The 25,179-nt window shown below is 37.9% G+C and carries 27 protein-coding genes; 21 read left to right on the top strand and 6 right to left on the bottom strand.

Going from position 1 to position 25,179, the window contains the following annotated elements:
- Nucleotides 1–36: 36 nt before the first annotated feature.
- The 3 genes from ACFX4R_RS07975 to ACFX4R_RS07965 all read right to left on the bottom strand — a co-directional run bounded on the left by ACFX4R_RS07975 (nt 37) and on the right by ACFX4R_RS07965 (nt 2,728).
- Entirely contained in the window at nt 37–969 is a 933-nt protein-coding gene (locus ACFX4R_RS07975) for an aldo/keto reductase (protein WP_025749635.1), read from the bottom strand.
- Between the two features lie 184 nt (nt 970–1,153).
- Nucleotides 1,154–1,876: a suppressor of fused domain protein gene (locus tag ACFX4R_RS07970; RefSeq protein ID WP_241771361.1), complete on the bottom strand. Its 723-nt coding sequence runs from the start codon at nt 1,874–1,876 to the stop codon at nt 1,154–1,156.
- A 141-nt stretch (nt 1,877–2,017) separates the two neighbouring features.
- Nucleotides 2,018–2,728: a M50 family metallopeptidase gene (locus ACFX4R_RS07965; protein ID WP_280559141.1), complete on the bottom strand. Its 711-nt coding sequence runs from the start codon at nt 2,726–2,728 to the stop codon at nt 2,018–2,020.
- 203 nt (nt 2,729–2,931) lie between these two features.
- Between ACFX4R_RS07965 and ACFX4R_RS07960 the strand changes: the two genes are divergently transcribed.
- The 13 genes from ACFX4R_RS07960 (at nt 2,932) to ACFX4R_RS07900 (ending at nt 14,436) form a co-directional block, all read left to right on the top strand.
- Complete coding sequence (locus tag ACFX4R_RS07960) at nt 2,932–4,131, top strand: amidase (protein WP_043980004.1); 1,200 nt, start codon at nt 2,932–2,934, stop codon at nt 4,129–4,131.
- Nucleotides 4,128–5,012, top strand: a complete 885-nt coding sequence (locus ACFX4R_RS07955) for a fumarylacetoacetate hydrolase family protein (RefSeq protein WP_237074581.1) — start codon at nt 4,128–4,130, stop codon at nt 5,010–5,012. Before ACFX4R_RS07960 ends, ACFX4R_RS07955 begins: the two co-directional genes overlap by 4 nt.
- Before the next feature lie 197 nt (nt 5,013–5,209).
- Entirely contained in the window at nt 5,210–6,190 is a 981-nt protein-coding gene (galE, locus tag ACFX4R_RS07950) for a UDP-glucose 4-epimerase GalE (protein WP_043980000.1), read from the top strand.
- A 230-nt stretch (nt 6,191–6,420) separates the two neighbouring features.
- Nucleotides 6,421–6,603 (top strand): DUF3973 domain-containing protein, encoded by a 183-nt coding sequence (locus ACFX4R_RS07945; protein ID WP_013055747.1) that lies wholly within the window; start codon nt 6,421–6,423, stop codon nt 6,601–6,603.
- 205 nt (nt 6,604–6,808) lie between these two features.
- Entirely contained in the window at nt 6,809–7,198 is a 390-nt protein-coding gene (locus ACFX4R_RS07940; RefSeq protein WP_043979997.1) for a PepSY domain-containing protein, read from the top strand.
- A 243-nt stretch (nt 7,199–7,441) separates the two neighbouring features.
- Complete coding sequence (locus ACFX4R_RS07935) at nt 7,442–8,122, top strand: hypothetical protein (RefSeq protein WP_043979994.1); 681 nt, start codon at nt 7,442–7,444, stop codon at nt 8,120–8,122.
- Nucleotides 8,115–8,273, top strand: a complete 159-nt coding sequence (locus ACFX4R_RS07930; protein ID WP_157842259.1) for a hypothetical protein — start codon at nt 8,115–8,117, stop codon at nt 8,271–8,273. Before ACFX4R_RS07935 ends, ACFX4R_RS07930 begins: the two co-directional genes overlap by 8 nt.
- Nucleotides 8,270–9,727: a DUF6792 domain-containing protein gene (locus ACFX4R_RS07925; RefSeq protein ID WP_237074583.1), complete on the top strand. Its 1,458-nt coding sequence runs from the start codon at nt 8,270–8,272 to the stop codon at nt 9,725–9,727. The genes ACFX4R_RS07930 and ACFX4R_RS07925 overlap by 4 nt, the downstream gene beginning before the upstream one ends.
- Nucleotides 9,728–10,102, top strand: coding sequence for a hypothetical protein (locus ACFX4R_RS07920; RefSeq protein WP_043979990.1), 375 nt, complete (start codon nt 9,728–9,730; stop codon nt 10,100–10,102).
- Nucleotides 10,103–10,208: 106 nt separating this feature from the next.
- A complete protein-coding gene (locus ACFX4R_RS07915; RefSeq protein WP_043980618.1) occupies nt 10,209–10,811 on the top strand; it encodes a hypothetical protein in 603 nt (200 codons plus the stop codon).
- A gap of 239 nt (nt 10,812–11,050) precedes the next feature.
- Nucleotides 11,051–11,185 carry a hypothetical protein gene (locus ACFX4R_RS07910; RefSeq protein WP_272911194.1) on the top strand — a complete coding sequence of 45 codons (135 nt, stop codon included), beginning with the start codon at nt 11,051–11,053 and terminating at the stop codon, nt 11,183–11,185.
- Between the two features lie 279 nt (nt 11,186–11,464).
- Nucleotides 11,465–12,238 carry an EAL domain-containing protein gene (locus tag ACFX4R_RS07905; RefSeq protein ID WP_165575489.1) on the top strand — a complete coding sequence of 258 codons (774 nt, stop codon included), beginning with the start codon at nt 11,465–11,467 and terminating at the stop codon, nt 12,236–12,238.
- Between the two features lie 224 nt (nt 12,239–12,462).
- Nucleotides 12,463–14,436 carry a PAS domain S-box protein gene (locus tag ACFX4R_RS07900; RefSeq protein ID WP_323618499.1) on the top strand — a complete coding sequence of 658 codons (1,974 nt, stop codon included), beginning with the start codon at nt 12,463–12,465 and terminating at the stop codon, nt 14,434–14,436.
- Nucleotides 14,437–14,459: 23 nt separating this feature from the next.
- On the opposite strand, the gene ACFX4R_RS07895 is transcribed toward ACFX4R_RS07900, so the two are convergent.
- Nucleotides 14,460–14,774, bottom strand: a complete 315-nt coding sequence (locus tag ACFX4R_RS07895; RefSeq protein WP_057239017.1) for a winged helix-turn-helix transcriptional regulator — start codon at nt 14,772–14,774, stop codon at nt 14,460–14,462.
- A 289-nt stretch (nt 14,775–15,063) separates the two neighbouring features.
- Between ACFX4R_RS07895 and ACFX4R_RS07890 the strand changes: the two genes are divergently transcribed.
- Nucleotides 15,064–15,915, top strand: a complete 852-nt coding sequence (locus ACFX4R_RS07890; protein ID WP_014461263.1) for a GRP family sugar transporter — start codon at nt 15,064–15,066, stop codon at nt 15,913–15,915.
- A gap of 62 nt (nt 15,916–15,977) precedes the next feature.
- Entirely contained in the window at nt 15,978–16,763 is a 786-nt protein-coding gene (gene gdh / locus ACFX4R_RS07885) for a glucose 1-dehydrogenase (protein WP_025749618.1), read from the top strand.
- A gap of 206 nt (nt 16,764–16,969) precedes the next feature.
- Here gdh and ACFX4R_RS07880 read toward each other — a convergent pair whose 3' ends face one another.
- Nucleotides 16,970–17,932 carry a bile acid:sodium symporter family protein gene (locus tag ACFX4R_RS07880; RefSeq protein ID WP_013082056.1) on the bottom strand — a complete coding sequence of 321 codons (963 nt, stop codon included), beginning with the start codon at nt 17,930–17,932 and terminating at the stop codon, nt 16,970–16,972.
- Between the two features lie 201 nt (nt 17,933–18,133).
- On the opposite strand from ACFX4R_RS07880, the gene ACFX4R_RS07875 reads away from it, so the two are divergent.
- Complete coding sequence (locus tag ACFX4R_RS07875; RefSeq protein ID WP_013055761.1) at nt 18,134–18,334, top strand: DUF3311 domain-containing protein; 201 nt, start codon at nt 18,134–18,136, stop codon at nt 18,332–18,334.
- Nucleotides 18,331–19,794 (top strand): sodium:solute symporter family protein, encoded by a 1,464-nt coding sequence (locus ACFX4R_RS07870; RefSeq protein ID WP_162213724.1) that lies wholly within the window; start codon nt 18,331–18,333, stop codon nt 19,792–19,794. Before ACFX4R_RS07875 ends, ACFX4R_RS07870 begins: the two co-directional genes overlap by 4 nt.
- A 295-nt stretch (nt 19,795–20,089) precedes the next feature.
- On the opposite strand, the gene ACFX4R_RS07865 is transcribed toward ACFX4R_RS07870, so the two are convergent.
- Nucleotides 20,090–20,245, bottom strand: coding sequence for a hypothetical protein (locus ACFX4R_RS07865; protein WP_013055763.1), 156 nt, complete (start codon nt 20,243–20,245; stop codon nt 20,090–20,092).
- Nucleotides 20,246–20,556: 311 nt separating this feature from the next.
- Between ACFX4R_RS07865 and ACFX4R_RS07860 the strand changes: the two genes are divergently transcribed.
- The 4 genes from ACFX4R_RS07860 to ACFX4R_RS07845 all read left to right on the top strand — a co-directional run bounded on the left by ACFX4R_RS07860 (nt 20,557) and on the right by ACFX4R_RS07845 (nt 24,793).
- On the top strand, nt 20,557–21,864 hold the full coding sequence (locus ACFX4R_RS07860) for a sensor histidine kinase (RefSeq protein ID WP_237074585.1): 1,308 nt from the start codon (nt 20,557–20,559) through the stop codon (nt 21,862–21,864).
- Between the two features lies 1 nt (nt 21,865).
- A complete protein-coding gene (locus ACFX4R_RS07855; protein ID WP_043979980.1) occupies nt 21,866–22,789 on the top strand; it encodes a response regulator in 924 nt (307 codons plus the stop codon).
- Between the two features lie 216 nt (nt 22,790–23,005).
- Nucleotides 23,006–24,277: a cation:dicarboxylate symporter family transporter gene (locus ACFX4R_RS07850; protein WP_028407730.1), complete on the top strand. Its 1,272-nt coding sequence runs from the start codon at nt 23,006–23,008 to the stop codon at nt 24,275–24,277.
- 336 nt (nt 24,278–24,613) lie between these two features.
- On the top strand, nt 24,614–24,793 hold the full coding sequence (locus ACFX4R_RS07845; protein WP_013055768.1) for a YfhD family protein: 180 nt from the start codon (nt 24,614–24,616) through the stop codon (nt 24,791–24,793).
- The last annotated feature ends 386 nt before the right edge of the window (nt 24,794–25,179 follow it).

The raw sequence follows: 25,179 nt of genomic DNA, 5'->3' as shown, positions 1-25,179 counted from the left end.
AAAAAGAGCTTTACCTATGGCAAAGCTCTTTTTATATTATTTAAAAATATGATCAATGTCTTTAATTTCGGAAGAAGTGAGCTGAACATCTAATGTTTTTAAGTTATCAAGTACTTGTTCAGCGCGTTTTGCCCCTGGAATTAACACATCAATTGAATCACGCGTTAAGTACCAAGCCAGAACAAGATGAGCTACTTCTACGCCTTTTGCGCTAGAGATTTGACGAAGACGCTCTACTTTTTCTAGGTTTTGCTGAAATGCTTCCCCGATAAAATGAGGCATATCTTCGCGCAGGTCATTAAACTTTGTGTTTTTATCGTATTTCCCAGCAAGTAAACCAGCAGCTAGCGGGAAGTACGGAATAAATGAAATGCGGTTTGCAGCCGTATAAGGTAAAATATCGTTTTCTGCTTCTCGCTGAATTAAGTTATATTGGCCTTGCACCACGTCTACATAACCATCTTTATTTGCTTCTTTTAACTGATCTAACGAGAAGTTTGATACGCCAATAGAACGGATCTTACCTTCATCTTTTAATTCTTTTAACGCACCAACCGCTTCGTCTTTTGGTGTGTTTTTGTCTGGGAAATGAATATAATACAAATCGATATAATCTGTTTGAAGGCGTTTTAAGCTATCTTCAACTGACTGTTTTAAAAACGCAGGAGAGTTGTCTAGCAGTACCTCATCTCCAACAATTTTATGTGCTCCTTTTGTGGCGATAACCGCTTCTTCACGATTTCCACGTTCTTTTAGCACTTCGCCAATTAGTTCTTCAGAACGTTTTGGACCATAAATGAACGCTGTATCAAGGAGGTTTATGCCATTATCTAGCGCCTTATGAACAAGGTCTTTGCCGACTTCTTCGTTTAGGTTAGGATATAAGTTATGTCCTCCTACAGCGTTTGTTCCAAGTCCAATAGGATTAACATATAATTCGGATTTTCCAATCTGTACTTTTTCTGCCATGTCTAACGTCCATCTCCTTTTTTATATCTTCTTTTTTACTATAGCAAAATATACCATGAATCAAAAATAGTACGCTCATATGAAAAGCAGCTTTAAAAAAGTATGTGAACTTGAGTTACATGTAAATAAGGAGTATATTCTACAGGGCTCTATTTCAATAGAAGAAATAAAAAAAGAACCTCTTTTAAATAAGAGACTCTCTTTTAGTCATGGTAATATGATAACTTTTTGACAGCTGAAATGTTTCAGCAAGCTGCCTGCGTCCTTGCGCTCCTTGTTCGCGTACATACTCTAATTCGTTTGGTGTAAGAAGCTTCATGCTAATCAGTTTAATAGATTCGTAAGGTAAAGAGAGGCTAGCTGAAACAGAAGGAGACTGAACGCCTAGCAATACACCAATTTCTCCATTTTCATTTACAAAATGAGACGGTACGTCCAAATCAGTAAATTCAATTGAAAGAATATCGTGCTTCATGAATAGTTCTAGCATATTAGGATGAGCGGCAGCATTTTGACTCATTTGATAAAGAAGGTCAAATGCCCAGTGATCCTGGATATCAGATACAGGTCCGCGCAGAGATTCATCATCGCATTCGATATAGAATTCTAAACCTTTTCCTTGCTTTCGGCTCTTTTCTTCGGGGGATTGAAACGGATCGGACAAGCCGTCGCTTGCGAGAATAACCGTCTCTGTTTTTTGAACACGAATAAATGTTTGACGTCCAGATGGCCAAGCAGGCCCGCCAAAAAACATGGGATTTAACAAATGAGTTAATACGTCTCCGTCTACATGTCCAATTGTGTTCCAGTAGTCTTTTCTTTTTGAGATTGATTCCTCAAGAACACGCTCTACTTCTTTTTCATGCTTCTTTTGCTTCCACTTTAAAAATAATGACAAGTATCCCACACCTCTTTACGACTTCATAGTACCCAATATATACCTCATTAAGGGAACTCGTAAACCATTATTTAGTGCATAAAAGTAAATTATTCCTTTAAATTATAAAATCCCCAAATTTTTCTTAAGAAAAATTTGGGGATTTTGTCTTTAATAAATCAGTTGAAAAATCAAATAAGCCACATACACGGCCTGTGCGAAAAATAAAAAACCCCAAAAGCGTGCTGAAAGATGGGTAAGCTGCTTTAAACTCGTAGCGTCACCTGCATCGTGTGGATATTTGATGCTTAACACAAAAATAATAAAGGCAGAAAATAGAGATTCTACAAGTAACAGCGCACCAACAAACATCATGCTGTAGCGCGTAAGCTGTGGGTCTTGTAAATAATAAATACCTCCGAGGATCAAACCGATAGAAAAAAGCCATACAATTCCGTATCCGTTACGTACCCAAAGCAGTAAATTAATAACAACAACACTTCCTAACCCATAAAAAAGCCAGTCGTAGTGATGGTGAACGAGCAGGTAGAAAAACAAATAAGCCATTGCTGAGCTGGACGGGTAGCCGGCTAAAGCAATAATGACGCGCGGCAGCCATCCACGGGATCCCGCGTAGGTGGCAGTCACAGCTACGCCTTCATTATTGGTATACAGCTCAATGCGATTGACGCCTTTTCCGACAATAAGCCCCATTAACGCGTGGCCATCTTCATGAAACATCGTATTTAAATTTGAAAAATAACGTCCAATATGCCGAAGCAGCTGATTAATGCTAGGAGCAAATGAACCTATAAATGGAATGCCTCTTGTTAGCACAAAAGCTAATAAAATAAATAAGAAAAGCGTAGTAGATTGTTCCATCGCGATAGTCCTTTTCGTAAAATGATATGTTTCTACTTTACTCGCAAACGTGCTAAAAGGGAAATAAAACGGCTAGTTTCTCTAGGAAAAGAGAAGCTGGGAAATTTACATAATATTAATGTTAACAGACCTGACACATTCATTGACCGGCTTATTCCAAATTTTATATTCTAAACAGATATAAGAAACGAGGAGATGGTTGAATGAAAGATACGTGGAACGCATTTGTAGACAGTGATCTTTACGTACCTCCAACGGGAACGGGAATGTTAAATAACTTGAGTTTTGCGTTAAAAGACGTATTTGATGTACAAGGACATATATCAAGTGCGGGAAATCCAGATTGGCTCGCCACGCATCAGCCTGCAAGTGAACATGCAGACGTAGTAGCTGCTCTTTTAAAAGAAGGAGCTGCGCTAAAGGGAGTTACGCATACTGACGAGCTTATGTACGGATTAAATGGAGAAAACGCGCATTACGGAACACCGGTAAACCCAAAAAGCGCAGATCGAATTCCGGGAGGTTCTTCAAGCGGATCAGCGGTTGCTGTCGCAGCGGGAATAACTGATTTTGCGATTGGAACAGATACGGGAGGATCGGTTCGAATTCCTTCAAGCTACTGCGGTATTTTCGGGTATCGTCCTTCTCACGGACGCATTTCTACAAACGGTCTGATTCCACTGGCTCCTAGCTTTGATACAGTTGGTGTAATGGCTAGAGACGGCCACACTCTGCAAAAAGTAGGAGCGGTTTTATTGAATTCAGCGTCGCGTGCTAATGGATTTACACGGCTGTATGTACCAACAGATGTAATGGAACTCGTGGATGAACAAAGCATGCGAGCTCTTGCGCCGTCTATCAACCACGTAATGGAGTCTTTCTCTACTATAGAAGAGATAGCGATTGCCCCTCAGGGTTTTTCTACATATATGGAAACCTTCCGTTTGCTGCAAGGAAAAGAAATCTGGCAAACGCACGGAGAGTGGATTCAAAAAGAAAATCCAACCTTTGGAGAAGACATCGGAAGCCGCTTTCAATGGGCCAGCACTCTTACATTATTAAATATGAATTATATAGAAGAAAAGCGTCGTGAACTTCGCTATTTTATGTACTCACAGCTTGGAGAAGAAGGAATATTAGTACTTCCTACAGCTCCAGGACCCGCGCCTGTAAAAGATGCAAAAGGACCGGAATTAGAAAACAGAAGATTGCGAACACTTCAAATGACGTGTATTGCCGGCCTGAGCGGTCTTCCCCAAGTTACGATACCTGCAGGAGAACTAGACGGTTTGCCAGTCGGTTTATCTTTTATTGCAGGATACAGCCAAGATGAAAAATTATTAAATTGGGTAAAAGAAAACAGCGGTCGTATCATTCAAGCATCGGTAAGGAGCGTATCATGAAGTTAGTAAATATAATAGAGCAAGGGAAAGAACAAGCAGCTATTTTAGATAATGACAGCATTATGCTTATAGAAGACATCAATACTAAATATTTAACAAACTGGTCTACAACAATTTGGGATCTTATTCAATATAAAGAACTTCGCCACCTTGAAACATGGTACGCCCATAATAAATTTGGTATGAACAGCTCTTTTCCCGTACTGCACTTGCAGGGCAGAAAAACAGCTCCTATCATTAGTAATCCGTCGAAATTATTAGGCATTGGATTTAATTATGCGGCTTCTGAAGAAAAACTAAAAGACTACGACCGTGCCATTGATCCAGTTAGTTTTTTAAAACCCGCAACCGCCATTATTGGACCAGATGACAGCATTCGTATTCCAAAGCAGTCCTACAAAACAACGGCTGAAGCGGAACTAGCGGTGGTAATCGGCGAAACGTGTAAGGATATAGAGCCAGATGAAGCCATAAACGTAATTGCTGGTTATACGTCAGCAATTGACGTAACCGCAGCTGATATTCATGCGGCGAATCATCGTTACTTAATGCGAGCGAAAAGCTTTGATACATTTTGCAGTATAGGCTCAGAATTTATCACAAAAGAAAGTATATCAAACGTAAAATCACTTCAAGTGCGCACATTGCTAAATGGAGACATGCAGCATGAAAATACAGTGTCTAATATGATTTACGACATCGCATACTGTGTTTCATTTTTCTCAAAAGTCATGACGCTGCATCCAGGTGACATCATCCTCACCGGAACGCCGGGACCGGCTGTTATTGAAGACGGGGACTGTATTGAATGTCATATTGAAGGGATGCTTCCATTAAAAAATAAAGTAAAAGATATGAAGAAAGTGCCTCAGCAAATCTAAGAAGAAAACCCGTTGCCTACACGCACGGGTTTTTGAGCAGAAACGAATATCTTCACACTCAGTTCACAATTAGTAGATATACTAATTAAAAGAGACAGCTGCGGTATCATATACTGAAAAATGAAATATTTACAAATGGAAAAGAAACGGGTACGATATCTGTAGCGACACTTAATAAAAAGGAGCTGACTGACAGTATGATTTTAGTCATCGGAGGAGCAGGCTATATCGGAAGCCACCTAGTAAAAGAATTAGTGAAAACAAATGAAGTTGTGGTACTTGATAATCTATCAACGGGTCATCGCTGGGCAATCGATGAGAAAGCGGTATTCGTAGAAGGAAATCTAGGTAATGAGAAAGATTTAGAAAGCGTATTCACAAATCATAAAATTGATGCTGTCATGCATTTTGCTGCTAATAGTTTAGTAGGGGAGTCAGTAACAGATCCTCTTAAATATTATCAAAACAACGTAGCTGCGACGTTAACCCTTTTACAAACGATGATGAAGCACAATGTGAAAAAGTTTATTTTTTCGTCTACTGCTGCTACATATGGGATCCCTTCTGTAGATATCATTACAGAAGATACGGCAACAAACCCAATTAATCCGTACGGACGTTCAAAGTTAATGATTGAACAGATTTTAGCTGACTTTGCAAGTGCTTACGATATGGAATATGTGGTGCTTCGTTACTTCAACGCAGCGGGTGCTTACGAAACAGCGGAAATTGGCGAGTGCCATGATCCTGAAACGCACTTAATTCCAATCATTCTTCAGCACCTGCTTGGTGAACGTGAAAACATCTCTGTATTCGGCTCAGACTACGATACTGAAGACGGAACGTGCATCCGTGACTACATTCATGTAACGGACCTAGCAAATGCTCACATTTCAGCGCTTCAAGCACTGTTAGACGGCACGAAGAAAACAGCAACGTACAATCTTGGAAACGGCCTTGGTTACTCTGTAAAAGAAGTGATCGAAACGTGTGAAAAAGTAACGGGTAAAAAAGCGAATGTTGTAATGGCAGACCGCCGCGCTGGAGATCCGGCACGCCTAGTTGCATCTTCTGATAAAATTCACGAAGAATTAGGCTGGGAAGCGCAAATTTCATTAGAAAAAATTATCGCATCAGCTTGGAACTGGCATCAAAACAGCGCAAAAGTAACAAATTAATAAAAAGTGCCTCTTTTCTTTTTGAAAGGGGCTTTTTTATTAGAATTAAACTGATTTATGTTCTAAATAATCATTTTTAAAATCCAGTGTTTTAGCCCACAGACAAGCCTTCTCCTTTTCGGACATTTTCCCTAAACAAGCACGACTTTTGTTCTTTTCCATATGATGTAGGTAAATATACCATTCAAAACTATCCCCGTTTATAAAATAGTCCGCAAGGAGGTTATGATATGTATTACTGTGTAAGATGCTCCAAATTTCATGACGAACAGGAAAAAGAAAACATCTTTCAAAATGGTTTTTACATTGATCCCTATTTGCTTCAAAAAGTTCATCTGGGCATGTGCGTACACAAATCCCCATCAATCAAACAAATGAGAGCCGTAGAACGATTCGAAACGAAAAAGATGTAGAATTCACATTCACCAATAAGAAGCTAGATCTAATCAGGTCTAGTTTTTTCAGTGAATAACAGCTTTCTTCAGCTATCTTTCATGTAATATTAAGATAAATTTAAGACAAGCCCGCTATACTAGTTAGTAGACGTATACATAGGATATGGTACGTTAAGAAATTGAAACAGCAGTCCGTTTTATAAACTAGAAAGGATGGCGTCAAATGATTTCTGAAAAACGATCTCTTTTGTTGAAAGAACAAGCAAAGCTTCTCGCATTAAAAGAATATAAAGGCATTATCAAATCCATATCGCTGAGTAAAATACTCACTCTTCCTATTTATATAGTAGACATCCTTACGTTAAACGGAGAAGAGCATAAAGTAAAAATTAACGCCCAAACCGGCAGTATTTTGAAAGAAAAAACGATTCCTTTAACTAAAAGCCGTGCAAAAGCATACGCGTTAAGACAGCATAAAGGCATTATTGAATCGGTTGTTCTTGCTAACAAGCAGTACGAAATTGTGATTCTTGGACTTGATGGAAAAACCCACAGCGTAAAGATTGATGCTGAAATTGATGTGCTGGCACAAGAAGAGCGAAGCGTTCAGTAAATGGTCTATATTATGTAATCAACCTCACTTTTTTGAAAGTGGGGTTTTCTTTATTGAGAGAAATCATTAATAAAGTAAGAAACGATTATTTATTTAAAAGAAAGGGTAAGTGATAGTAAAAAATAACCACTTCCTAATTATGGTTCTTTGATTCGTTCTGCTTATGATTCTCCCATTATAAGTATGATAGTATCGAACATGTATAAAACATAGGTTATAACATAACTAAAAGGGTGTGCGACAATGAAAAAACGTACGAAGACCATTATTGCAGTCATTGCAGGAGCTGCTATTTTAATAGGAGGAATATGGATGATAAACGAAAGCCGATACCCAAACGTCCCTGCTTTTGATGATCACTTTACGCGTGAATTCTTAAACAAAGATAAAAAAGTGGATGACGGGTTTTATGAATTTAAGTCGAAGACCGGGCAGTATACGATGTGGTTTCCGGAGGAGTATCAATTAATACATGAGGATGCATCAGATTATGTTAAAGACGATACATATTATGAATTTTGGAAAGCCTCGAATAATAACAATGAAGGACATAAAGGATATATTAACATTGAGTTGTCTGAGAAAAATCCCGATAAAGAAAAGGTCTATGTAGAAAGCTTATTTAAGAAACGTTTTCATAGTACTAGCCCTCAAAAATTACAGACAGATACAACAAGAATTTATTATGACAGAGCGTACATATATTTTAAAGGAACAGATAAAAGGGTAATTACGGACTTTAATAGACATATTCCAACTACGTATGCTGGTTATATTGCAGACAAGAACTCCGAGCGTGTAATTGAATTTTATTTTGATAGTACAGATGATCATCTTTCTAAAAAGTCAGCAGAAGAACGAGATGAATGGATTATAAATATATTAAAGAGCATTACTTTTAATAAGGATGAACACAATGGCTAATCATTCTGTTTTAAATAATAGTTTAAGAAATAAGTTAACACAACTTGAATATAAGGATTTATCAGGAAAAGAGAAAGAAATAAAAAAAATCTATGAAGAAACAATGGGGAAGAACCGCCGAATTTTGAGATTTATAGCAGTACGGACATGAAAATTGGAAAAAAGTCTGGTTTCGATGGAGCTGCTATTCATTTTTATGATAAAAAGCACCATATTAATGAAATATATTATATCTTTAGAGGAACAGAACCATCCAAAGATTTTGGTGATGTGGTTTATGATGCATTAGGTATTGGAGCAGGAAAAAGTAACAAGCAAATTAACGATGCTTTAGAGATGTACAATGAAGTAGAAAAAAAGGTGGAAGGTTCAGATATTGAAATTAAAAGGTATGGAGATGGTCATTCTCTAGGTGGTCACCTTATAGTTACATTAGGTCTGTTAACTAAAAACTTTGTGAACATAAGAGGGTTGAATGATGCTCCTGTAAATGTTAAACAGCTCAAAGACCTTGATAAAGACTTCTTAGAATATATAAATCGAAAAAGAGGAGCAAGCAGACGTTTATCTTCAAATGACCTCATATCTCTAGCTAATACTTATTATGAAAAAGAAGCAAAAAGAATTAGCCATACCTGGGTAAAAGGCGAGCCCATGCATGCTCAATCCTTTCCAAACAGCTGGTATGCAGGTAGCAAAGTGACGATGCTTGGAGATTTAGATACAGAAGAAATGATTAACATTGGAAAATATCCTTTTCAAAAAGAAGCAAAATGGAATCCAGTGTATATGATAGACCAATTTCGCTATAATCTTGGAGTGAAAACGATACTAGGTGGCTTAGGCTTTGTTAATGATCATGTAAAACAGGAAACGTTACTCGACCTTCCTAATAAGAGTGAGCAATACCTTGAGCATATAAAAAAGTATCCTTTTCTCCATTTAGGTGAGATAAAAGCTGGAGTTGCTCTAGGCGCAGCAGGTGGAGTTAATTTACTAACTAGTCCCGGGGGGTTCTCACAGGTTTATAAAGGAATATCTCAAAGGGACCAAGCAAAACTGCACGGAATTAATTACGTCGTCAAATACACAGAAGCTAATACTATGAAGACATATTATCAGGTTTTTGATTCAGGATCTCAGGAAGAAATCTTGCTAGATTATGAACAAATGAAGAAGTTTGTTTATTACTGTGCTAATGCCATTAAAGACAAAGAAGCAAACTTAAATGCACTAAAGCAGTATTTACATAGTGAAATTAACGAAGTCTTCGAAGCTAAGAAGAAAAAGTTAAAAATGAAAATATCCAGAGAAGAAGCTTCTCCCCAGTCATTTATGGAAAAGGCAGATAAAGACGGAGCTACTCTCGCTTGGTTTGGACAAAAGCGTGTGGCTGAAAAAGTGACGTTTGACAAAACGTTTGATCCGCTAGACGATAGTGTATTTACCCCTGTTGAAGAGATTATTTCTTCTATTCAAGAGGAAGTTACATACTATCAAAAGTTTCTTGAAGCGTTCTTCCAAAATTTCGAGAAGATGATGGAAGCAGACGAATCGGTAGCTTCAGATATTAAAAGTATGAAAAAAGTAGTAGGGGGGATTTAATTGTTTGATTTTGATTTTACACACACAGGAACAACGAGCGGTAAATACACGTTTAAATTTGATGGTGATGACTTCAAAGACGAGCAGGCAAAAAGGATTAAAGAGTTAATTAAAGAGTTAATTAAAAAGGATCAAGAAGTGAATGAAAAGCTTTGGCATGCTAAAAGCTATTTAGAAAACCAAACGGGTGAGTTTGCGGATGCTGTTAAAAGTAAATTAGAAGCAGCTGAGCGGGGATATACGCTAAGGGCTCAGCAGTATGATACTGGAGCATTTCAGCATATTATGAGTTTTATGCATTCTGTTAAAGATATGCATAAGAGAGAGTACGAAATTCGATATAAAGAATCAATGGATGAAAGTGAATTAACATAAGGGATACTTCTATTCCTCAGACAGTGGTCTGAGGGATTTTTATATGTTGAACAATTTACATTAAGTCCCGTTTATTTCAAAAGAATAATAAAGGGAGTGTATGACAATAAAAAAACGTACGAAGACCCTTCCCGCAATCATTACAGGAGTTGCTATTTTAATAGGTGGAATATGGATGATAAACGAAAGCCGCTATCCAAATGTCCCAGCTTTTGATGATCACTTTACACGTAAGTTCTTGAACAAAGATAAAAAAGTAGGCGACGGATTTTATGAATTTAAATCAAAGACGGGGCAGTATACGATGTGGTTTCCGGAAGGATATAGACTACTGAGTGAAAATGGAGATTACGCTAGAGATAATAAAGACTTTGAACAATGGGGAGCTATTCCCTCAAGTGAAAACAAAGTGTATTTATTTAAGAGAAGGTTTGGATTAAGTATTCCTAATAAGATTGAAAACTCACAGACGAGGGTTTACTACCAATCAGCTTATATTTATTTCAAAGGAACAGAAAAGCGTGTAATAGTAGATAAAAAGAAACATATTCCTAATGCATACTTGGCATATGTAGCAGATAAGAGTTCTAATAAAGTATTACAGATTTCTTTCGATAGTAGTGATAAATATAAAAGCGGTGATGAAGATAAAAAGAAAGAATGGTTTTTAAAAATTCTAGAAAATATTCATTTTAAAGATGAAAAATAGTAGAGAATTTATAGAGAAGAAGAGGTAACAAATTAGATGAAGAAAGTTATAGGATTTGCTTTAGCTGTAGGTACAATATTTCTTTGTAATGCTTTGTATGGGCTGGTATCTTTGGTTTTCCAACTAGCATCTATTTATCAATATTAGCAATTTGTCTATGATTACAAACTAACGATAAGAGATTATTGCGCTAAGTATCTGGTAAACGTAGATTTTATGTATATAGGTGCTTCTAGCGGTTGATTGGAGGGCAAGGCGAAGACTCCTGCGGGAAAAGCGGAAGTGGTGAGACCCCGCAGGAGCGTAAGCGACGAGGAGGCTCAGCGCCCGCCCGCGGAAAGCGAAGCCATGCACGGAAATCAACCGCGGTGTAACAAGTAGTCCAGCTCCTTTATCCAATTTGTTTGTTTTAGATGAGAGTGAGTCCGCTCTTTTTTGAAACATCCTTTACAGCCTGTCTATCAAAAGCATAAAAGCCTCTAAAACACTTCTTTGTTGCTATCATAAGCCCCCAGCAAGTCTCAAAACACCTAAATCGCCTAATGGAATCTCTTACTTTTAATGGACAATTATCTGTTTTTAGGATATATTTTTATAAGTTTAGGTTATGGAAGAAATAGTATATTGAAAACGAAAGGTGATTAAACGAAAGAATGGATGCTCATGTGTTAAAGGAACTGACGTATGAAGACTTTCAGTTTGTATATCAGCCTATTTATGCGTTGAATTCGTGGGAGACGCTTGGTTTTGAGGCTTTGCTGCGCACGGCTTTCGCAAAAGGGCAGATTGAAGAGTTGTTTTCACTGGCAAGACGCCATAATTATTTGTACAAGCTTGATACGATGGCAATTGAAGGAGCGATCAAGCACTTTCCGTTTGATGTGTTGAAATCAGAGGATGTATTTATCAATGTGTTTCCATCTACTCTTCTCCATCCCCATTTTCAACTATTTTTAACGTATCTGTTGAACACCTATAAAAACGCCAAGCATCGCATTGTATGGGAGTTAAATGAAACGCTTCATGAAAAGATTTTATGGGAATCGCCTGCTCTTTTTGCCCGAGTAATGAGTTTGAAAGAGGCCGGTTTCAAAATTGCGATTGATGATTTTGGAGCAGGGGCTGCAGCGATGAGACAAGTGAGCATGTACGAACCTCACTATATGAAGCTGGATCGAAGCTATGCTGAAGGGCTAGCTGACTGCAAGCAAAAGAAAGATCTGATTGATTTGCTTGTTAACTATTATCCGCATACGAATCTCATTTTAGAAGGCGTTGAACGAGATAAAGATTTAGCCGCAGCGATTTCGTTAAACCTACATGCTGCTCAGGGCTATTTACTGGGCACGCCGCAGTCGATCTCTTCCTACTTAACTTATAATAAGTACCGCAGTTTATTCAGACGAGAAAGGCTGCTGAACTCTTAAACCATACACTTCACTAAATAGATAATTTATCGTAATATGAGAACGGGTAATTAGACTTATATGCAACGCAGATGTCTTGAATTTTTATAAAATTATGTGATTTTGTGCGATTGTTAAAATATTTTAAGGGATAAAGAAGATGTGTTGGCTTGGTAGAATGAGTAAATTGCATATCAAAACAAGACGTTTAGTGAAATTCCAAAGGCAGATGGAGGATATTTAGTATGTATAGTGAAGGGGTATTCCAATTTTATTTTATGAATATGCCGCAGCCTGTTATTTTAATTCAGCAAGAAAAACATCAGCTATATTATAAAGAATGTAACAAAGCAGCTCAGCAATTCTTTGACAAAATGGAAGACAAGATAATCAATAAAGAAGAAAATCTGCTTTTTTACACACTTTGTGAAAAAGCTATTGCCACGAAAGAACCGATTCAATATCAATACATACAGCTTTTTCAGCCCGACCGGCATGCATATGAAGTAACATTTACCCCTCTTTTTAATCAAGCGACAACCCCTTCACATGTCCTTGTCATGGCTCAAGAAATTCATTATAAAAAAACGCAGGAAGAGAGCACGCGCTTACTCGATGCGTTTTTAGAAAATACGGTAGACGCCATTTTAATTGCTGATTGTGATGAGAAGGTCTTAGCAGTCAATGGTGCATTTGAAAAGCTATTTCAGTGGAGAAAAGAAGAAGTTATAGGAAAAAGCCGTCAAGAGATGAACATCGTGTCAAAGAAAGAGGAAAAAGAAAACCTTAAATTAATAGCAGAATTAAAAAATGGCAAGACGCTGCCTCCTTATGAAACAGTCAGGTACACAAAAAGCGGCGAAAGCGTGTGTGTCTCTGTCAGCTGTTCACCGATTTATGACTATCAAAATCAACTGGTCGCCTATTCGGTGATTTACCGAGATATCACAGCTATTAAAAGATTAGAATTGGAGCTCATAAAAAGCAAACAGTGGTACAAATCGCTATTTACAAACCACCACCACGCGGTTTGTATGCTGAATTTGGACGGCACGATTTTAAATATCAACAGCGCATTCTTAGAAACGCTGCAGCTTTCTGCAAGCGATGTGCTGCATCAAAATTACCGAGATATTGCTAAAAGAATGGGAGCCTGTAATTACAAGTCTTGGAATGTATATGAAGAAATTAGCTATAGTACAGAACTAACATTCCGCAGAAGCCAACATTCTATACAACACGTGTATATTACCACCATTCCTGTTAAAGTAAATAATCAAACGGTTGGGGCTTATGCAATCTTACACGATATTACGCCTCAAAAAGAAGCAGAAGAACAGCTGGCTTATACGCTGAAAGAACTTGAAAATATAAAATATGCGCTTGATGAATCAGCTAGCGTTATGATTATAAATGCAGGTGGAATTATTACCTATGTAAATGATATGTATGTACAGTATTCAGGTTATGAAAAAGAAGATTTATTAGGGAAGTATTATCGAGATGAAGAGCTTCATCATGACCACCATGAGCTGCTTGAAACAATAAAAAGCGGAAAAGTATGGCGAGGGCAGCTTGAAATGGAGACGAAGCATCATCAGTCATACTGGGTATCGAAAACAATTGTGCCGTTAAAAGATATAGACGGAAATATTACTCATTATGTATCCATTCACAATGATATTACTGAACAAAAAGCGCTAGAAAATAAACTTCATTTTGAAGCCACTCACGATAGTTTAACAGGTCTTCCCAACCGGGCGATGTTATTAAAAGAGTTAAACAAAGTAATTGAAAATGGGCAGCGGAAAAGCGATGAGTTTTTTGCGCTTTTGTTTCTCGACTGTGATAATTTTAAGCAGATTAACGATGAATATGGCCATCATATAGGCGACGAATTTCTAAAAGCATACACGAAGAGATTAAAAAGCTGTGTACGGAAAGGCGATCGCATCTATCGGTTGGGCGGAGACGAGTTTATCATTATTTTAAACGTAACAAATGGACGGGAAATTGAACAAATTGCTGGGCGGATTCATGTATCTCTTCAGCAAAGCTGGAACGTACGGGGCTATTGTTTGCGCACAACAACTACCATCGGCGTCTCTATTTATCCAGAGGACGGGGAGTCAGCCGCTTTATTATTAAAAAATGCAGATGATGCGCTATACAAAGGAAAAAGAGAAGGGAAAAATAATTATATCCTCTATCAAACGTAAAAAAAGCCTCACTGGAGGCTTTTTTATTTTATCCATGTTTTTGCCCACTTACTGACGGGCCCTAAGATCATACCAAGCTCTGATCCTTTTTTAGTTAAGATATATTCAATGCGAACAGGACGTTCAGGAATAACGTGCCGGATCACAATTCCTTCTTCTTCCAGCTCTTTCATTCGTTCGGTTAACATTCGTTTACTTAAAGAAGGAATGCTGCTGTGAATTTCACTAAAGCGTTTAGGTCCGCTCATAAGGACATAAATAATTAATCCATTCCATCTTTTTCCTATTATATCGAATGTTTTCCACACTTTTGGACATAAATCATCAAAATCATTCATTGATGTCACCTGCTTTATTGTATATAGGATATTAAAAGTAACCACTGTAATGTTATTATATACTAACATTTGGATAATGAAAAGGCTATCTTTTTTTATTTTCAAAACTTTCAGTAGCTTGGAAACGCTGTATTGTAAAGTATTCAAAAAAAGTCACAAAATCGACATATTATTGTTGACGTATCAAGAAAAAAGGTCTAAGATTGGTTACATAAAGTTACCTAGTTAAATAAAAGGTACTTTAAATTTACAATTACATCAAGAGTTTGAGAAAGAAGGTTAGTATCAAATGGATATCCTTTTGGCTATTCTTCCTGCGATTTTCTGGGGAAGTATTGTCCTGTTCAACGTTAAATTGGGCGGAGGTCCTTACAGTCAAACGCTTGGGACTACAATTGGTGCGCTGATCTTTTCAGCCGTTATTTACTTCGTAGTTCATCCCGTATTGACGCCGCTTATTTTTATTGTCGGAATCGTTTCAGGATTATTTTGGGCAGTTGGGCAAAGTAATCAGTTGAAAACGATTGATTATATTGGTGTTTCAAAAACCATGCCAATTTCAACTGGTATGCAGCTTGTGACGACATCATTGTTTGGTGTTATCGTATTTCACGAGTGGTCAACAACAACAACCGTTATTTTAGGCGTGTTAGCTCTTATTTTCATTGTTATTGGTATCGTGCTAACATCACTAGAAAGCGAAAAAAACCCAGAGCAATCTGGACAATTCAAAAAAGGGATTATTACCCTTATTATTTCAACAATTGGATACTTAGTGTATGTAGTTGTCGCTCGTTTATTTAATGTAGACGGATGGTCGGCGCTATTCCCACAAGCTATTGGTATGTTAATTGGTGGACTTATACTTACTTATAAACACAAACCGTTTAATAAATACGCAATTCGCAACATTATTCCAGGGCTGATTTGGGCAGCTGGTAACATGTTCTTATTTATTTCTCAACCTAAAGTAGGGGTTGCAACAAGCTTCTCATTATCACAAATGGGAATTGTTATTTCAACGCTTGGCGGTATCTTCTTACTTGGAGAAAAGAAAACAAAGCGTCAGCTTATTTCAATTACGATTGGTATTGTGCTCATCATTTTAGGTGGCGTATTCCTCGGAATGGCTAAAAGTTAACGTTTACGTAAAAGTTAATGATAGTATGTATGAATAAATGAAAACACTAGGAGGATTTTATTATGTATACAGATTTAAAAGATAAAGTAGTTGTAATTACAGGTGGATCAACAGGTTTAGGACGCGCAATGGCTGTTCGTTTCGGTCAAGAAGAAGCAAAAGTTGTTATTAACTATTACAACAATGAAGAAGAAGCTTTAGATGCGAAAAAAGAAGTAGAAGAAGCAGGCGGACAAGCAATCATCGTTCAAGGCGACGTAACAAAAGAAGAAGACGTTGTAAATCTTGTTCAAACAGCTATTAAAGAATTTGGTACATTAGACGTTATGATTAATAATGCTGGTGTTGAAAACCCAGTTCCTTCTCATGAGCTATCTCTAGATAACTGGAACAAAGTTATTGATACAAACTTAACAGGTGCATTCTTAGGAAGCCGTGAAGCAATTAAATATTTCGTTGAAAACGACATTAAAGGAAATGTTATCAACATGTCTAGCGTTCACGAAATGATTCCTTGGCCATTATTTGTTCACTATGCAGCAAGTAAAGGCGGTATGAAACTAATGACGGAAACATTGGCTCTTGAATATGCGCCAAAAGGTATCCGCGTAAATAACATTGGACCAGGTGCGATGAACACACCAATTAACGCAGAGAAATTTGCAGATCCAGAACAACGTGCAGACGTAGAAAGCATGATTCCAATGGGTTACATCGGTAAACCAGAAGAAGTAGCAGCAGTTGCAGCATTCTTAGCATCATCACAAGCAAGCTATGTAACAGGTATTACATTATTTGCTGATGGTGGTATGACGAAATACCCTTCTTTCCAAGCAGGAAGAGGCTAATAGTTTTTAATCAATGTAGAAAAAAGAGACATGGCAAAAGCGCCATGTCTCTTTTTTCTATACCTAAGCGAATGACACCCCCCTTGCGGAGTTGGTGGCATTCCGCTAGGTAGAACCTTTTAAGAACTTTTTAAACCCTTCTTAATACAAAAGATTTTTGGGAACATTCAAGGGAGTTTTTTTGGCTCCCTTATAAGTGTATGGTATTAGCCAGCCATTTTTTTATCAGACGAAGGCTGGTTTTTGTCTTTTAGTTTGCTGAAGATAAAGGCTAGCACTGAGCCTGAGATGTTGTGCCAGACGCTGAAGATGGCGCTTGGGACAGCGGCTAGCGGCGAAAAGTGAGTGGAAGCAATGGTGACGCCGAGCCCTGAGTTTTGCATACCAACTTCCATTGCCACTGCTTTTTGTTTGGCTAGATCCATTCCGCATAAGCGGGCAAAGAAGAAGCCGATTGTGAAACCAAGAATGTTGTGAAGAACAACTACGGCAAAAATGATACCGCCTGTTTTAGCAAGCTGGGCTTGGCTTCCTGCCACAACGGCAGATACAATCAAGACAATCGCGACTACTGAAACAAGGGGAAGAGCTTTGGAACTTGCTTCTGCAGCTTTTCCAAAAAACTTTTTGATTGTAAATCCAAGAGCAAGCGGAATGATGACAACTTGTATAATGGAAATAATAAGAGACATGATATCAATATCGACCCACTTGCTTGCAAATAATAAAATGAGAAGCGGTGTAACAATCGGTGCTAAAATGGTTGAAACAGAAGCGATAGCAACTGCGAGCGCAACGTTTCCTCGAGCCAAAAAGACCATTACGTTTGATGATGTGCCGCTTGGACAGCAGCCTACTAAAATAACGCCCACTGCTATTTCTTTTGGTAAATCTAAACCAATCGCCAAACCGAATGCGAGAAGCGGCATAATGATAAAATGTCCCACCACGCCTAGTGCTACTTCTTTCGGTCTTCGAAACACTTCACTGAAATCAGACGCTGACAGCGTTAATCCCATTCCAAACATGACAATTCCTAAGAGCGGAACGATGTACTTTCCAATCCATACAAAATGCTCTGGGAATGAGTAGGCAATAACGGAAATTAGAATAACCCAAAGCGTAAATGTTTTTCCTGCAAATGTACTGATTTTCTCTATTGTTTTCATCTGTACGATACCTCCTGCGAACTATAAGAAGAAATTATACTATTTATTCAGAAAAATGAAAACAGTATTTTTGTAAAATAGTACAGAATATTTTATCTTTTAGAGATTATTTCAGTTTAAATGCAAGCATTCCTTCATTGAATACACGGAATATGTGGTAATATAAAGAAGTTAGTTTTAGAAAGTCGGAGGAGTTTAGTCATGAAATTTATCTATATTTTGTCTGTCCTTCCGTTCGTAGGCATATTAGGTTTTCTCCCTTTTGTTAATCGAGTGACTCCGTTTGTTCTCGGTATGCCGTTCAATATGTTTTGGATGGTGATATGGGTGGTGCTTACGTCCATTATTTTAGGGGTTATGTACAAGCTTGATCCCAGAAATCGGGAAGGGGAAGAAGAATGAATAGTGCACTTATTATTATTTTACTATTTTTAGTGGCAGCTATTTTTCTTGGCATACGATCAACCAAAGGCAAGGATATGAACTTGGAGCAGTGGACGGTAGGCGGACGCGGTTTCGGGGCTGTTTTAGTGTTTGTGCTGATGGCCGGAGAAATCTACACAACGTTTTCGTTTCTAGGCGGAAGCGGATGGGCTTATGGAAAAGGAGCTCCTGCACTTTATGTGTTAATTTATATTAGCTTATCATATGTCTTATCATACTGGCTTCTTCCTGTTATTTGGAAGTATGCAAGAGATCATAAGCTCGTCTCGCAGCCTGATTTTTTTGTAAGCAAATATAAAAGCCCTTACCTTGGTGTGCTTGTAGCTGCTGTAGGAGTGATTGCTGTCATTCCTGTTATTGTTGTGCAGTTAAAAGGATTGGGGATTATTGTATCACAAGCATCATACGGTGCCATTTCAATGCCGGCAGCCATTTGGATGGGAGCTATCAGTTTAACGCTGTATGTTATGATATCCGGTATCCACGGTTCTGCATGGACGGCCGTTATTAAAGACATTATGATGCTTGCTGTGATTGGATTTTTAGGCATTTATTTACCTTTTCATTATTACGGAGGATACGGTCCGATGTTTGAAGCGGTGAATACAGCGAAGCCAGGGTTTTTAAAGTTTCCTGAGCAAGGATTAAGCGTCTCGTGGTTTATTTCGACCGTTATTTTACTAGTACTTGGTTTTTATATGTGGCCGCAGGTTTTTAGTTCAAGCTATACAGCGAAAAATGCAAAGGTATTTCGTAAAAATGCAATCATTAGTCCTCTTTATACGCTGATGCTGCTCTTTGTATTTTTTGTTGGATTTGCAGCTATTTTAAAAGTTCCTGGTTTAAGCGGAGGAGACGTGGATCTTGCGCTATTACGGATCTCAATTCAAACCTTTGATCCTTGGTTTATTGGAATTATAGGAGGAGCGGGTTTGCTGACAGCGCTTGTGCCGGGATCGATGCTGTTAATGAGTGCGTCAACGCTGCTGGCGAAAAACATATACAAACCGTTTGCGCCTCAGGCAAGCGAAGCGCGTATTGCTCGTTTAGCGAAAAGCTTTGTACCGGTTGTGGCTCTCATTTCCGTTTACTTTACCCTAAACGGAGGAACGACGCTGTCAACAATTATTTTAATGGGCTATAGTCTAATGACACAGCTGTTTCCATCTCTGCTTTTCAGCTTGAAGAAAAATAACTTTGTAACGAAACAAGGAGCAGCGTGGGGGATTGTTGCTGGAATTATTGTAGTAGCCTATATTACAATCAGCGGATCTACTATTGGTACGTTATTTCCATCACTGCCTCAGCAAATGAAGGATATCAATGTCGGATTTATTGCGCTGCTTGTCAACTTTATCGTAATGTGGGCAGTCAGTATGCTCACAAAGCACAACGAGGCTGGGACAAAAGTATGTTAGACGAAGTGAAAAACGAACCATTGATCAACACGTTTGATTAGTGGTTCGTTTTTTTTGTTAGGGTCAACGTTAGACCCTTCTAGCAGTTGATTGGAGGGCAAGACGAAGACTCCCGCGGAAAGCGAAGTCTTGCGCGGAAATCAACTGCGGTGTCACAAGCGGTTCAGCTCATGTCATTATGTCTCAGCCTCGTTTTTTCTAATCAAACAGTAAAGAGCCAAAGGAATAGGACCATCCTTTGGCTCTTTACGTGGCTTTTAACCGGTAATTTGTAAAATTTCCTACATCAACTGATTTACGCTAAAGCGGGAACTCGGTCGTTATAGTAAATAACTTCCGATAGGATCTTACACCCTTTAATCTCCTGAAACGTCTTTTTCGCCTCTACCTCTGATTCAAATTCAAACATAGTCGGACTTTGGTTTTTCGAGTAAACGGTAATGATCCACATTGTAAAATAAGCTCCCCCTATAAAATAATAGTTTTCCTTTTTAGTGTAGCTATCAGGTGATGTAATAATAATTGAATAGTTGTGATACAGCCTCACATTTTAAAAGGTACTTCTACTATACAACAAAAATTACAAAATAAAACAAGAAAATCTAAAAAACTACAGAGAATAATGAAAGAGAATAAATAACTGTTTATATATGGGCTATATTTATAAATGGAAGTAGGAATGTAAAAAAATATAGAGAAGAGCGATTGTCTTTTAGATTGCTAAACTATATACTTATGTTCAAAAAGTGCAGGAAGTGAACGATGAAAGTTGATACGGTAGTAAAAAAAGATGTTTTACTCATTCTGGTGATGATAGTCGTTGTGCCGCTAGCAGGAGAGCTTAAATATTATCCTTTTCATGATACGTATAGAGTTAGCTTTGCTGTGCCCATTTTTTTCTTTTCACTGCTGCTTTTAAGAAAGGTATCTCCTGTAATACCAGGTATTTTAGTTGCGAGTGCTATAGTGGGCTTTCGGATGTACCTTGACTGGTATAGCTACGAATCATTTGATTTTCTGCATTCTTTGCAGATCAGGTGTTCAGCGGGGATTTATTATCTCGTTTATGCCATTTCTTTTTCGTGGTTTAAAATTAACGATTTTCATTCAAAGCCTTGGATTATTGGCATATGGAGCATCATCATCGAAACGGTTTCAGGCGGGATGGAATTGCTTTGTATGTATGTAATGGTTCATCATCATATTGTGTTTCCAGAGTTCATGCAGATTTTTATTGTAGGCGTCTTTCGAAGTTTCTTTGTTTTATGCCTATTTAGTATGATCAAACTTTACGAGGGGCAGCTGAGAGAACGACAAATCTCTCAAAAAAATGATCAGCTGCTTGTTGTGCTTTCAAATTTATATGAGGAATCCATTCATTTGAAAAAAACGCTGCAGGACGCTGAGAGAATTACGAAAAAGTCTTATGATTTGTATGAAGAATTACACGAAGCGGATATCCACCAGCTTACTTCACTGCACGATTTTAGCCAAAAAGCATTACAAATTGCAGGAGAAGTACATGATATAAAAAAAGACAACCAGCGGATATCAGCAGGACTGTCCAAGGTTATTACAAAAGAAGAGTTTTCTGAGTATATGGAAATTGAAAGTCTGCTTCAAATCGTGATGCGCAGCAACGAAAAATATGCGGCGATGTTAGCAAAAGATATTCATTTTTCATATTCGATTTTAGGAGAGCATCCTCGCTATCACGTGTACTTGTTTTTATCATTAATCAATAACCTAGTAACGAATGCGGTCGAAGCGATTGAAAAAGAAGGCGCGATTATTATCGATGTATGTCGAGAAGAAGACCGCATTTTATTGTATGTAAGAGACAGCGGTCCCGGAGTGAAAAAAAGGCATGAACGTCTCATTTTTAAAGCGGGATTTACATCCAAATATGCAAAGGACGGAACGCCTTCTACGGGTCTTGGGCTTGTCTACGTTAAGCAAATGACCGAGCAGCTGGGAGGGAATATTCAATTTGTTAATCTGTCTCCAAGCCCCGGTGTTCAATTTGCTATAGATTTACCTATTTCTACGTTAATGGGGGATAAGGACTAATATGCGATTTTATATCATAGATGATGACGAAGTCTTTCGTTCAATGTTAGCAGAAATTATTGAAGATAACGATCTAGGGGAGGTTATAGGAGAAGGAGAAGACGGGATCGTGTTAAACGATCAAGTTTCTTTATTGCAGCAGATCGATATTTTATTTATTGATTTATTAATGCCGGTTCAAGATGGAATCGAAACCGTGCGCAAAATAAAGGATAGTTTTAAAGGGAAAATTATTATGATGTCACAGGTAGAAACGAAAGATTTGATTGGAAAAGCCTACTCGCTTGGCATTGAATACTATATCACGAAGCCGCTTAATCGTATGGAAGTACTCATGGTCATTCAAAAAGTAATTGAACGAATTCATGTTCAACAATCAATGGAGAAAATTCAAGAATCGTTAAATACCGTACTTAATGTAGGAAATCAGCAAAAAACGCCTTCTTTTGGTAAAAAAGAAAGCGATCCGGCAGAAGCGTGCAGGTTTCTTTTAAGAGAACTTGGGATTTTAGGAGAAAGCGGAAGTAAAGATTTGATTGAAATCATCAATTACTTGCATCAAACGGAAAAAAGCACGATGTATGAACAGCATTTTCCTTCTCTCAAAGAAATTTTTGAGAAAATTACCGTGAGAAAGCTTGGTTCATCTTTTTCAGAAGACGTGCTGCAAAAAGAAATGAAAGCAGCCGAGCAGCGAGTAAGAAGAGCTATTTATCAGTCTTTAAATCATTTGACCTCTCTTGGTATGGTTGACTTCTTTAATCCTAAATTTGAAAATTATGCTTCTAAGTTTTTCGATTTTTCAATGGTGCATCAGCGCATGAGAGATATAGAAAAAGGCACGGGAAAAAGCAGCACTCCGAGTCGTATAAACGTAAAAAAATTTATTCAAATGCTCTATTATGAAGTCAAACAAACGCTGTAGTAAAAAAACTACAGCGTTTTCATTTTGTAATTTTCTAAAAACTTTTTGTTAGTTTCAGTAGGTTTTTGTTAGATTTTGTGATGCCTATGATAATGTAATCTTATGAATAAAAGAACTACTTAATAAACAGTTCTTAATTGAATTGTATCTGTTGAATACATTAAGTGCAAATAAACAGCTTTGAGCTGTTAGAAAAAAGAAGGAAGGTGCAAAGATATGTTCAAAAAGCTTGGATTAGCAGGACAAATTCTAATTGGTTTGATTGCAGGTATTATTGTAGGGGCTATTTTTTACGGAAATCCTAAAGCAGTTGAAGTGCTGCAGCCAATTGGAGACGTATTCATTCATTTAATTAAAATGATCGTGGTGCCGATTGTTATATCTAGTATCATTGTGGGCGTTGCGGGTGTTGGTGATATTAAGAAGCTTGGTAAATTAGGCGGAAAAACAATTCTTTACTTTGAAATCATTACAACGGTTGCGATTGTTGTAGGCTTATTAGCAGCTAACTTGCTTCACCCTGGTACTGGTGTGGACCGCAGCGGTCTTGAAAAATCAGATATCAGCAGCTACACATCAACGGCAGAAGCTACAGAGCAAAAAGGATTTGTAGAAACATTTGTTCACATCGTTCCAACGAATGTATTTGAGTCAATTGCTGCAGGAGACATGCTGCCAATTATTTTCTTCTCGGTCCTATTTGGACTTGGAATTGCATCAATCGGTGAAAAAGGCAAGCCGGTTTTAAGATTCTTTGAAGGCACGGCAGAAGCGATGTTTTGGGTAACGAATTTGGTTATGAAGTTTGCACCGTTTGGCGTATTTGCATTAATCGGTGTAACCGTATCAAAATTTGGACTAGCGTCTCTGATTCCGCTTAGTAAGCTTGTAATTGTTGCTTACGGCACAATGATTTTCTTTGTGTTAGTTGTGCTAGGACTTGTAGCTAAATGGGCTGGCGTTAACATCTTCCACTTATTAAAAGTGCTAAAAGATGAATTGCTGTTAGCATTTTCAACTGCAAGTTCAGAAACAGTATTGCCGCGTATTATTGCGAAAATGGAAAAGTTCGGATGTCCTAAAGCAATTACATCTTTTGTTATTCCGACGGGATATTCGTTTAACTTAGACGGATCTACTCTTTATCAAGCGCTTGCTGCGATTTTTATCGCGCAAATGTACGGTATTGATATGAGCATCACACAGCAAATTTCACTGATATTAATTTTAATGGTTACATCTAAAGGAATTGCAGGAGTTCCAGGCGTATCGTTTGTTGTACTGCTTGCAACGCTTGGATCTGTAGGACTTCCGGTAGAAGGGCTTGCATTTATCGCTGGAATCGATCGTTTGTTAGATATGGGACGTACAGCGGTAAACGTAATTGGAAACTCACTTGGTGCGATTGTCATTTCGAAGTGGGAAGGGCAATTTAACGATAAAGACAAGGAAGCTTATATTAACGAAGTAACAAAAAAAGTATCGTAACAACAAGGAGTCTGGGACAAAAGCATTGTAGTTGAAGAAAGATCCGAACGATTATTCGTTCGGATTTTTTTATATTGATATAGATTTTATCTGTGCAGTTGTTTCTAGTTGTTGATTGGAGAACAAGGCGAAGGCTCCTGCGGAAAGCGAAATCTTGTATGGAAATTAACGGCCGTGCAACAAGTGATCCATACCAGCTCATTTATCCAATTTATCCGGCTTTAGATGGGATTTATTTAGTTATGTCTCAATCTTTTTTCGGTTGAATTTGCTTTGGGAAATTGGGAATAGTAACTAAAGATGAAAAACAAATGATTGATACAAGGAGGTCTCAACATGGGAAGAGCAAATAATCACAAATCATCACATAACAACAAAGGGTCACTGCCTCAAACACCAAAAGAGTTAAAAATTGCTCCGGATCAAGCAAATGAAGAATTTTCACGTGAATTAGCGCAGCATCACGATGCTAAAGCGAAACAGGACTTAATTTTGAAACAGCAAAAAGAAAAGTAAAAGAAAAAGAGGCTGGACAAAAGTGTTTTAATTGAAGGGAAATCCGAACGATGAATGGAGATTCTTGATGGAGAATCCAACTCGTTCGGATTTTTTATTGGCAGAGTGAACGAAGGTTTCATTTCTATAGTTGCTTCTAGCTTGTGATTGGAGGGCAAGACGAAGACTCCTGCGGGAAAAGCGGAACAGGTGAGACCCCGCAGGAGCGTAAGTGACGAGGAGGCTCACCGGCCGCCCGCGGAAAGCGAAGTCTTGCACGGAAATCAACTGCCGCGTAACAAGCGATTCATACTAGCTCGTTTATTCGTCTGTAGATTCGATTGACTTAGGTATGTTTCAATCTCTTTTATACATATCTAAAGATAAAAATACCTTAGTAACCATTT

The organism is Priestia sp. YIM B13490 (assembly GCF_042787735.1).
GTDB classification, from domain to species: Bacteria; Bacillota; Bacilli; order Bacillales; family Bacillaceae_H; genus Priestia; species Priestia megaterium.
The sequence above is the reverse complement of the archived record's forward strand: the minus strand, read 5'-3'. Positions and strand labels throughout refer to the sequence as shown.